This is a genomic window from Sphingopyxis sp. (assembly GCF_035565275.1).
Classification (GTDB): Bacteria; Pseudomonadota; Alphaproteobacteria; order Sphingomonadales; family Sphingomonadaceae; genus Sphingopyxis.
The window spans coordinates 1-8,492 of sequence record NZ_DATMST010000098.1 but is presented as its reverse complement, the minus strand read 5'-3'; the positions used below and the strand labels follow the sequence as shown (position 1 = coordinate 8,492).

Below are 8,492 nucleotides of genomic sequence, written 5' to 3'. Positions count from 1 at the left end.
GTCCGAAGCCGTGCTGCTCGCCGGCAACGCGCTGTCGCCCGCGATGGTCGCGCAGCTGGGCGCCGCCGAGGCGCAGCCCGTCGAACCGGTGCGCAGCATCTCCCTTGGCGCCGACGGCATCGCGGGAACACCCTTATGGCTGCGCGCCGAGCCGGGGGAGGATGCTGCGATGGCTTATGCAATCGCAGTCGATATCGCGGCGTGGAGCAAGACATGCGGCATCGGCTGAATTTCGACTGCGATGGCGCGGCGCTTGCCGCGAGCCTTGACGAGGCCCCGGGCACCACCGGGCTGCTGATCGTGTCGGGCGGCAACGAGATACGGGCTGGCGCGCATCGCGGCATGGCGACGCTGGCGCAGCGCGTCGCGGCGGCCGGTTTTCCGGTGTTCCGTTTCGACCGGCGCGGGATCGGCGACAGCGAAGGCGAAAATGGCGGGTTTGCAACCAGCGGTCGCGACATCGCCGCCGCGATCGAGGCGTTTCGCAGGGCCGCTCCGCAGATTACGCGCGTCGTCGCCTTTGGCAATTGCGATGCCGCGAGCGCGCTTTTGCTGCACCCTCCGCTGGCGCTCGACGCGCTGATCCTCGCCAATCCGTGGACCTATGAGGGTGATGTCGAGGAAAGGGGCGGGCCCGCGCTGCCCCCCGCCGCCGCGATCCGGGCGCGCTATCTGTCGCGGCTGAAGGACCCGAAAAGCCTGCTGCGGCTGTTCAAGGGCGAGATCGATCTGCGGAAGCTGTTTCGCGGCCTTGCGGCGCTCAAGGCACCCGTACCGCCCGCCGCGCCCGACAGCCTTGCGGCGCGGATCGACGGTGCGATCGCCGGATTGGCAACCCCCGCGACGATCCTGCTCGCGACCGGCGACCGGACCGCGCAGGCTTTCGTCGAGAACTGCCCTTCGGCCCTGAACCGCATCCCGGTCGAGCGCCTCGTCAGCCCCTCGCACAGCTTTGCCGGCAACGATGGCGAGTGGCTCGCCGAACGGATTTTGGCCGTTCTCGCCGCCTAGGCGGTCGCCATCGCGTGATATTCGGCCTCGGCGAGGAAGCGTTCGGCGTCGAGTGCAGCCATGCAGCCCATGCCCGCCGCGGTCACAGCCTGACGGTATATCTTGTCGGTGACGTCGCCCGCGGCGAAGACGCCGGGGATCGAGGTCAGCGACGTGCCCGGCGTCACTTCCAGATAGCCGTCGGCATCGAGCGGCAGCTTGCCCTTGAAGAGTTCGGTCGAGGGACTGTGGCCGATCGCGACGAAGCCCCCGTCGGTGGGCTCGTGGCTTGCCTCGCCCGTTACGGTGTCGATCAGGTCGACGCCGACGAGTCCCGCGGTGCCTTCACCCGCGACGAAGCGCTCGACGCGCTTGTTCCAGAGCGTCCGGATCCTGGGATTGATCAGCAAGCGGTCCTGCAGGATCTTTTCGGCGCGCAGATGGTCGCGGCGGTGGATCAGGGTCACATCCTCGCTGTGGTTGGTGAGGTAAAGCGCCTCCTCGACCGCGGTGTTGCCGCCGCCGATCACGACCACCTTCTTGCCGCGATAGAAGAAGCCGTCGCACGTCGCGCACGCCGAAACGCCCTTGCCGCCGAGCTCCTGCTCGCCCGGAACGCCCAGCCATTTCGCCTGCGCGCCGGTCGCGATCACCAATGTTTCGGCCATATAGACGTCGCCGCCGTCACCGGTCAGCTTGAACGGACGGCGCGACAGGTCGACGTCGACGATCGTGTCCCAGATCATGCTGGTGCCGACGTGCATCGCCTGCGCCGTCATCTGCTCCATCAGCCAGGGGCCCTGCACCACCTCGGCGAAACCGGGGTAGTTTTCGACATCGGTGGTGATCGTCAGCTGGCCGCCGGGCTGCAGCCCCTGCACCACGATCGGCATCATGCCCGCGCGCGCCGCATAAATGGCGGCCGACAGCCCGGCGGGGCCGGAACCGAGGATAAGCATCTTGGTGTGGTGGACGGCGGGCATGGCGATCTTTCGTTGGCCGGTGCGAAGGGCACCATTTCGGGGCTGTGCGGACACGCACAGATGGGTGTTGCCAACCGCGCTAGCAAGGGTCACCTTCCGCGCCAAGGGGAGACTGGCGAATGGCGAACTGGTGGGAACGTCACGGAGTACCGCGCCTGATCAGATGCGCCTGTTCGCAGGGGCAGATCATGAAGCTGCGAAGCAAGGTCGTGCCGCATGCGCGCGGCCATGTCCTCGAGCTCGGCTGCGGCGGCGGGATCAACATGGAATTCTATCGTCCCGGGCAGATCGAGAGTTTCAGCGGGCTCGATCCCTCGCCCGAATTGCTCGCGATGAGCGTTGCTGCGGCGGCGGCGCGGGGGATGGACGCCGATATCCGCGGCGGCGTCGGCGAGGCGATGCCGTTCGAAAGCGGCAGTTTCGATACGGTGGTCACCACCTTCACCTTGTGTTCGGTCGCCGAACAGGCAGCGGTGCTGGGCGAGATTCGCCGGGTACTGAAACCCGGCGGGACCGCGCTTTTCCTCGAGCATGGCGCCGCGCCCGATGCCGGGGTGGCGAAATGGCAACGACGGATCGAGCCGGTGTGGAAACGTATCGGCGGCAATTGCCACCTCACGCGCCCGATCGGCGACGCCTATGAACAGGCGGGTTTTGCGGTCGACCGGCAGGCCGCGGCCTATATGCCCAAGACGCCGCGACCCTTTGGCTGGGTCGAATATGGAACCGCCCGGCTGCTTTCCTGACCGGAGGAGACCGAGATGATGGATGATCGGCGAGACGGCGGGGACGTTCACGAAGACGCTCGACGGCGATGCCAGCGATTACCGCGTGACCTACACGCTGACGGTCAGCTGACGGCCGATATTGGCCGTCGCCCCCGCGAAGGCGGGGGCCGCCGGAAGCATAGCGCAAGGCCGATTGCGGCCCCCGCCTTCGCGGGAGCGACGAGTCAGGAATCCGCCCCGAAGCCGACGTCGAGTCCTACTTCTTCTCGCCGACCTCGATCAGCCCGTGCCCTACGCTGACGCGCTCGTCGAAGACGAAGCAGCTGCCTTGCCAGCGGCTTTCGGCCTCCGGCACCTGTTCGAGATAGGCGAGGATGCCGCCCTTGAGGTGGACGACGTCCTCGATACCCTCGTGGCGCAGGAAGGCGGTCGATTTTTCGCAGCGGATGCCGCCGGTGCAGAACATCGCGACGCGCTTGCCTGCGAAACGCTCCGCATTGGCGCGCCACCAGTCGGGAAACTCGCCGAAGCTTTTCGTTTCGGGATCGACCGCACCGGCAAAGCTGCCATAGCCGACCTCGAAACCGTTGCGCGTGTCGATCAGCACCGTATCGGGATCGTCGACCAGCGCGTTCCAGTCGGCGGGGTCGACATAAGGCGCCGCGTCACGTGCGGGGTCGAGCCCCGCGACCTTCATCGTCACGATTTCCTTTTTCAGCCGCACCTTCATGCGCTGGAATGGCATTTCGGCCGCGGTCGAATATTTGACGTCGAGTCCGGCGCAGTTAGGGAGCGCGCGGATATGGCCGATCACGGCAGCGATGCCGTCCTCGCTGCCTGCGATCGTTCCGTTGATGCCCTCGCGGGCGAGGAGAAGTGTACCCATCACACCCTCCGCCACACAAAGATCGATCAGCGGCTGGCGCAGAGCCGCGGGATCGTCGAACGACGCGAAACGATAGAGGGCAGCAACCTGGAACATGCGCGCGCCATGTAGGCGCGATTGTGCCTTAGCGGAAGGGATCGCCGCGCCCGGTCGCATATTGCGCCATCGCCATCGTGGTCCATTGCGCGTTCACGCGGATACAGCTCGGGAACGTGCTCGCGTCGGTGACGAGCACATTGGTCGTCCCGTGCACGCGGCAATCGGGATCGACGATGCCATATTGCGGATTCTCGTTGATCGCATTGCCGCCGTGCGGATGGCTGCTCGACAGGGTGACGTCGTCCTGTTCGCGGATCGCGCCATCAAAAAAGGCGTCGACGTCCATGCCCGGCGTGATCACCTGCCCCTTCGCCAGCGCCGGATAGCATTCGATCGCGCCCGCGGCGAAATGCACCTTGGTCAGCGTCGCCATCGCGCGGCGCAGCATCGGCAGATCGTCCTGCGCGTCGAGCCGGAACTGGAGCTTGCCGTCCTTCACCTGTCCGCGGCGATCGGCGGGGAACAATATGCCCGCCGAATGGACACGACCGAAATTCTTCATGCGGGCCGCGTGGTCGGTGAACCAGCCGGGCATCAGCGAGGCCATCGACATCGGCGGCTGGAAATGGCTTTCGAGCAGGAAGTCGCCGCAATCGACATAGCTCGACATCTGGTCTTCGTCCCACGCATCGCCGCCGACGCCGTCGGGCATCAGCGCGACGACCGGCGAGGCAACGTTGAGCGACACCTGATAGCCCGTGCCCGATATGTCGCTGCGATCGAGCAGCTTCGACGACGCGATCGTGCCTGCGGCAACGACGACGCCGACGCGCGCGCGGACCAGCGTCTTCGATCCGCCCGGCAGCACCAGCTTCACCGCCTCCGCCTCGCGCCGGCCGTCACAGGTCGTCTGCCAGACGATGCGGTCGGCCTTGGTATTCGGGAGGATGCGCGCGCCGTGAATGCGGCAGGCATCGGGCAGATAGGTCTGCGCGATCCCCATCCGGCGGCCATAGGCGCAGCCCGAATTGCAATAGCCGCAATAAGCGCAGGCGCTCACCGTTTCGGGCGGCCCGAAATTCTTTGCGAACCAGTCGGCGACCGCGCGCTTGTCGCGCGGATCGGTCGAAGCGGCGGCGTAGCTGGTCCAGCCGTTGATCAGGTGCGGTCCGTTGTGGCGCCCGCTGCGCGGCTCGATCGGCGCGATCCCCAGCCGGTCGCGGACCGCGTCATAGCTGGCATGAAAGGCGGCGGCGTCGATCGGGGCACCTATGCTCGCCCATTTGGCGAGCACGTCCTGCGCGTCGGGGTGCGTGCGGCCAGGTTCGTTGACGCGCAGGCAAATCCCGTTGTTGATCGTCGACGACCCGCCGACGCAGCGCCCCTGAAACACCACGAAATCGCGGTTGGTCGAGGTTTGCAGCGCGCCATGCTTGTAGAGCCTTGCGATCATGTCGAGTTCGTGATGGGTGATCGCGTGGCTGGGGTAGAAAGGGCCCGCCTCGACCACCAGCACCTTGTAACCCTGCGCCGCGATATTATGCGCCGCGACGCCGCCGCCCGCGCCCGACCCGATGACGATCACGTCATATTCGTCCTCAAGGCTGTCGGCATCGAGGATATGCACGGGGTCGATCTCGCGGTCGCCGACGAGCGACAGCGGCACGTCCCCGGCACCGCGCTGGCGGAATTTAGGGAGGGTGAAACCGATCTGGCGGTGCACCGGATTGGCAATGTTGGCGTCCTGATCGCCGGGTTCGAGCCCGGGTTGCCAATGGCCGTAATAGCAGGCGTAGACGATGCCGCGCAGCCGCGCCATGTCCTGAAACAGGTCGATCTGGCTGTTCTTGAGCCGGTCCGTCAGCCGTTCCACGCGGCTTGCGACATCATTTTCGGTAAAGAAGGGGCCGCCGAGCACGAGTTCGGTCGCGGTCAGCGACAGGCGGATCTCGTCGAGCTTCGTGCCGCCGACCTTCGCGAACAACTCGCAGGCATTGGCGACGACCTGATCGGCCGAAATCACCATCTCGGCATCGTGGAACAGCGCCTCGGTCAGCGCCTTCAGAAATTTGAGTTGCCCAAAATTGAACGGTGCCGTCATCGCCCTGCCCCCTGTTTGCCGCGTGCGCAAAATGCCGCGTTATAGGCGGCCGGAGCAAGCTGTATTGTACAGGATCGCCAGTTATGCGGTGCGGGCGAGGGTCTCCGCCGGCAGGAACGGCCGTACCGCCGCCATCGCGCGCTCGATATAGTCGGCCTTCTCACCCACGGGCGCGACATAGTGGAGCGCCTCTTCGGCTTCGGCCGTTCCGGCGAGCCGCGCAATTATCCATGCGGAGAGATATTGCGATGCGAGGCAGCCGCCCGCGGTCGCGACGTTGCCGTGCGCGACGAAGGGCGCGTCGAGCACCTCGACCCCCGCGTCGATGACCCACGGTTTCGTCGTGAGGTCGGTGCAGGCGGGAAGATCGCCGATCAGCCCCAGTTTCGCGAGCAGCAGCGTTCCCGAACATTGCGCGCCGATCAACTGGCGCGACGGGTCGAGCCGGATGCGGCCGAGCATCAACGGATCGGCCGCGATCTCGCGCGTTTTGATTCCACTGCCGATGATCACCGCGTCGGCCTTTGCCGCGAAATCGAGCGGTTGCTGCCGATCGATCGTCACGCCGTTCATCGATGTCACCCGCGGCGTCGGCGAGGTGATGTGCGCCATCCAGCCCTGCCCGCGCAGCCGGTTCAGGATGGCCGCGGCGACGAACGAATCGAGCTCGTTGAAACCGTCAAAGGTCAGCACCGCGATCTGCACGTCAAAACTCCCGTAACAATGGCCGTAAAATGGTCCGCGCCTGTACAACGCCTTCGAAGATATCCTCAACCCGGAGCGGCGACAGACAGAGGCGCGACTCCGCAATGTTCCCGATTGGTTCTATCCATTTCCCGCCGCGTGGCAACCGCTTGTTGCCGGTCAGAGGCCGAAGGTCACCCGCCCCTCCGCATCGATCGCCCATGCCGGATTCCACGCGATTTCCCACGCATGGTCGTCGGGATCGGCGACATAACCGCGATAGCCGCCGGGCGGCGGCACGTCGGGCTTGCGCAGCGAGGTCCCGCCCGCCCCGACGAGCCGCGCGATCGCGGCGTCGACTGCCGCCTTGCTTTCGACATTATGCGCGAGCGCGAAGGCTCCCGGCCGGACGAGTCCGCCGCGATTCATGTCGGCCTCGAGCGATGCCTGCGCAAAGGTGCCGAGCATGAGGCCGTTCATCTGGTAGAAGATGATCTCCTCATTCTCGAACACCGGGGTCCAGCCGAACCCGTCGACTAGAAGCGCCGCGACCGGGCGAGATCCGCGATACCGAGCGTGATGACCGAAATCTGTTGCTGCACGACACGACCTTTCGATGCGGCGGCGCGGAAATGCGCCGCCGTTTCAGGCCATGGGGCTCGCCGCCGAAGCGGCTGCCAGGACCCGCGGATGCGGGGGTCGGGCCAACCGCACCGACCTGCCCTTTTCTGACACGGCGATCCTATCGGAGCAGCGGCGCGGTTTCAATCGATGGCGGGAGCAAACGCCCCGCCGATCGCTCAGGCCGCCTTCTTCGCCTGCCGGTATCGGTGCAGCAGCGGTTCGGTATAGCCCGAAGGCTGCGTCACGCCTTCGAAGATCAGCGCGCGCGCGGCCTGGTACGCGATGCCGTCGGGCGTCAGCTTTTCATAGAGCGCATCGCCTGCATTCTGCGCGTCGACCTTTGCCGCCATGCGCGCCAGCGCGGCATCGACCTGTTCGGAGGTGCAGACGCCATGGAGCAGCCAGTTGGCGAGCGCCTGGCTGGCGATGCGGAGCGTCGCGCGGTCTTCCATCAGGCCGATATCGTCGATGTCGGGCACCTTCGAACATCCGACGCCCTGGTCGATCCAGCGCACCACATAACCAAGGATGCCCTGACAATTATTGTCGAGTTCGCGGGTAATCTCCGCTTCGCTCCAGTTGCGACCGGTGGCGACGGGGATGTTGAGGAGCCGGTCGAGCGACGGCACCGCCTCGCCCGCGATTTCCTTCTGCCGCGCGAACACATCGACCTGATGATAGTGCAGCGCGTGCAGCGTCGCGGCAGTCGGCGACGGCACCCATGCGGTGTTCGCGCCCGATTTCGGATGGCCGCTCTTCGCTTCGAGCATCGCGCGCATCAGGTCGGGCATCGCCCACATGCCCTTGCCGATCTGCGCCTTGCCGCTGAGACCGCAGGCAAGGCCGATGCGGACATTGCGATCCTCGTAGGAGGCGATCCAGTCGCTCGCCTTCATTTCGCCCTTCGGGATCATCGGACCCGCGCGCATCGAGGTGTGGATTTCGTCGCCGGTGCGGTCGAGGAAGACGGTGTTGATGAAGACGATGCGGTCCTTCACTGCGTGGATGCACGCAGCGAGGTTGGCCGAGGTCCGGCGCTCCTCGTCCATCACGCCGACCTTCATCGTGTGGCGCGCGAGGCCGAGCATATCCTCGACCGCGTCGAACAGGCGGTTTGTGAAGCCGCATTCCTCGGGGCCGTGCTGCTTGGGCTTGACGATATAGATGCTGCCCGCGCGGCTGTTCCCGAGCGTGCCAAGACCCTTCAAATCGTGGAGCGAGCAGAGGCTGGTGATCACAGCGTCGCACAGCCCCTCGGGCGCTTCGGCGCCGTCAGCGAGGCGGATCATCGGCGTCGTCATCAGATGACCGACATTGCGCACGAACATCACGCTGCGGCCGTGGAGCGTGAAGGCTTCGCCCGACGGCGAGGTCCATTCGCGGTCGGCCTCCATCGCGCGCGTCACCGTCTGCCCGCCCTTGGCGAAGCTTTCGACAAGGTCGCCGCGCATCAGGCC

General features: G+C 66.0%; 8 protein-coding genes and 1 pseudogene. 3 read left to right on the top strand and 6 right to left on the bottom strand.

Annotated features, from left to right (window positions below):
• Window positions 1-229 (top strand): annotated as a pseudogene (locus VN047_RS07050) (hypothetical protein); the annotation flags it as partial.
• Entirely contained in the window at window positions 214-1,011 is a 798-nt protein-coding gene (locus VN047_RS07045; protein WP_325541435.1) for a hydrolase 1, exosortase A system-associated, read from the top strand. The pseudogene VN047_RS07050 and the gene VN047_RS07045, both read left to right, overlap by 16 nt.
• Here the strand turns inward: VN047_RS07045 and trxB are convergent.
• Window positions 1,008-1,973, bottom strand: a complete 966-nt coding sequence (gene trxB, locus VN047_RS07040) for a thioredoxin-disulfide reductase (RefSeq protein ID WP_325541434.1) — start codon at window positions 1,971-1,973, stop codon at window positions 1,008-1,010. The genes VN047_RS07045 and trxB overlap by 4 nt on opposite strands.
• 119 nt (window positions 1,974-2,092) lie before the next feature.
• Between trxB and VN047_RS07035 the strand changes: the two genes are divergently transcribed.
• Window positions 2,093-2,719: a class I SAM-dependent methyltransferase gene (locus tag VN047_RS07035; protein WP_325541433.1), complete on the top strand. Its 627-nt coding sequence runs from the start codon at window positions 2,093-2,095 to the stop codon at window positions 2,717-2,719.
• Between the two features lie 238 nt (window positions 2,720-2,957).
• Here VN047_RS07035 and VN047_RS07030 read toward each other — a convergent pair whose 3' ends face one another.
• The 5 genes from VN047_RS07030 to VN047_RS07010 all read right to left on the bottom strand — a co-directional run.
• The gene (locus VN047_RS07030; protein ID WP_325541432.1) at window positions 2,958-3,683 is read right to left on the bottom strand and encodes a rhodanese-related sulfurtransferase; all 726 of its coding nucleotides are present in this window, start codon (window positions 3,681-3,683) and stop codon (window positions 2,958-2,960) included.
• A 28-nt stretch (window positions 3,684-3,711) separates the two neighbouring features.
• Window positions 3,712-5,727 (bottom strand): GMC family oxidoreductase N-terminal domain-containing protein, encoded by a 2,016-nt coding sequence (locus VN047_RS07025; protein WP_325541431.1) that lies wholly within the window; start codon window positions 5,725-5,727, stop codon window positions 3,712-3,714.
• Window positions 5,728-5,808: 81 nt separating this feature from the next.
• Complete coding sequence (locus VN047_RS07020) at window positions 5,809-6,432, bottom strand: DJ-1/PfpI family protein (protein WP_325541430.1); 624 nt, start codon at window positions 6,430-6,432, stop codon at window positions 5,809-5,811.
• A 159-nt stretch (window positions 6,433-6,591) separates the two neighbouring features.
• The gene (locus VN047_RS07015; RefSeq protein ID WP_325541429.1) at window positions 6,592-6,924 is read right to left on the bottom strand and encodes a VOC family protein; all 333 of its coding nucleotides are present in this window, start codon (window positions 6,922-6,924) and stop codon (window positions 6,592-6,594) included.
• A gap of 287 nt (window positions 6,925-7,211) precedes the next feature.
• On the bottom strand, window positions 7,212-8,492 hold a 1,281-nt coding region (locus VN047_RS07010), incomplete at its 5' end, for a malate synthase G (protein ID WP_325541428.1).

Coding starts and splice junctions, on each gene's coding strand:
- VN047_RS07030 (WP_325541432.1), bottom strand. CDS start 3,683: ATGTTCCAGGTTGCTGCCCTCTATCGTTTCGCGTCGTTCGACGATCCC.
- trxB (WP_325541434.1), bottom strand. CDS start 1,973: ATGCCCGCCGTCCACCACACCAAGATGCTTATCCTCGGTTCCGGCCCC.
- VN047_RS07025 (WP_325541431.1), bottom strand. CDS start 5,727: ATGACGGCACCGTTCAATTTTGGGCAACTCAAATTTCTGAAGGCGCTG.
- VN047_RS07035 (WP_325541433.1), top strand. CDS start 2,093: ATGGCGAACTGGTGGGAACGTCACGGAGTACCGCGCCTGATCAGATGC.
- VN047_RS07045 (WP_325541435.1), top strand. CDS start 214: ATGCGGCATCGGCTGAATTTCGACTGCGATGGCGCGGCGCTTGCCGCG.